The following is a 797-nucleotide window of genomic DNA, read 5'->3' on the forward strand; positions in this document are numbered from 1 at the left end:
TTCACCTCCTTTTGCGGCGATCCATAATAATCGGAGAAGCTGCGCTTGCGGGTGATGTTGCCCTTGGCCGGCGGCGTGGCATTGGCACCGGCGTTGCCGTCATAATAGCTCTCGTCATAGCCGATATAGGCAAAGCTGGTGTCCAGCCCGGCGCGCACCGTCTGGCTGCTCGGCAGCGAGACGATGTAGGCCGTGGTGTTGGGCGCGAAGCTCGTCACCGTCCAGGTCTCGTCGCCGCTGACGTCGGTGCGGCCATAGTCCTTGATGCTGGCGACGTTGTTGTAGGCGTCGAACGCCCGCTCGACCTTCAGTGTGCGCGCAAGATTCTCGGTCAGCGTCGTGTCGGTCGCAATGTTCTGCACGGTGTATGGCTTGGTTGCGGTATTGACCGCATAGGTCTCGGCCACCTGCTTGTGGACGATGCCGGCGCCGTCCTTCCACAGCGTCAGCGACGGCAGGCCGTAGCTCGCCAGGTCCTGCCGGTAGGTGGTCTCGACCTTCGAGGCCGCCGTCTCGCCATTGGCCAGCGGTTTTGTCTCGACGATCGAGGCAAAGCCCAGAAACTTGCGCGCCGCCGGATCGTATTTGCCGCCGGCATAGGCGTAGGTGCTCACCGCCGTCTGGCCGCGGCCGTCGCCGACCGACAGTTTTGTCACCGCATGCACCACCTGCGGCAGGTAGGTGTTGGCCCAGGTCGATGACGGCGCATACTCCACCGCAACCGTCCCGCCGAGTTCCGTCACGACACTGCGAAGCAGGTTCGGGTTGCCAGCGCCGGGGGCCGAGATGAACATGTG

1 protein-coding gene is annotated in these 797 nt (G+C 63.9%); it reads right to left on the reverse strand.

The features are described 5' to 3' along the window. The coding region (locus tag NKH28_RS34320; protein WP_352981465.1) for a toxin TcdB middle/N-terminal domain-containing protein at positions 1-797 on the reverse strand (797 nt) is incomplete at both ends.

Source organism: Mesorhizobium sp. M1227 (assembly GCF_040318315.1).
GTDB lineage: Bacteria > Pseudomonadota > Alphaproteobacteria > Rhizobiales > Rhizobiaceae > Mesorhizobium.